This is a genomic window from Oleiphilus sp. HI0086, assembly GCF_001635225.1.
In genome coordinates, this window is record NZ_LWFZ01000917.1 from 1 (window position 1) to 431 (window position 431).

The 431-nt window shown below is 39.7% G+C and carries 1 protein-coding gene; it reads right to left on the reverse strand.

The window, feature by feature from the left end; all coding sequences use genetic code 11:
• Positions 1 to 431: bacterioferritin (gene bfr / locus A3756_RS16510; protein WP_068553982.1), on the reverse strand; the 431-nt coding region annotated here is incomplete at both ends.

The following is a 431-nucleotide window of genomic DNA, read 5'->3' on the forward strand; positions in this document are numbered from 1 at the left end:
TCAATCATTGATTGCATATAGTTCTCGATCGTCACTTTATCGATCAGATCAAGCTGAGTTTCCAACCAATCTAGATACTCCTCTTCTTCTGCAAGAATTTCTCGAAGCTTATCACGGGTGACGTAGTCTGATACTGATTCACAATAAGCGATCGCTTCGCGTAAGTCGGCAATGGAGCTTTGTTCTAATTTGAGGTCGCACTCCAGCATTTCTTGAGTGTTCTCGCCTATTAATAATTTGCCTAACTTTTGCAGGTTGGGGATACCTTCCAAAAACAGAATGCGCTCAATCAGCTCATCTGCCTGCTTCATATCTTTGATAGATTTTTTATATTCTTTTTTATCTAGGCCTTCGAGGCCCCAGTTTTTAAACATACGAGCATGCAAAAAGTATTGATTAATCGCTATAAGCTCATTGCCCAGGATTTTATT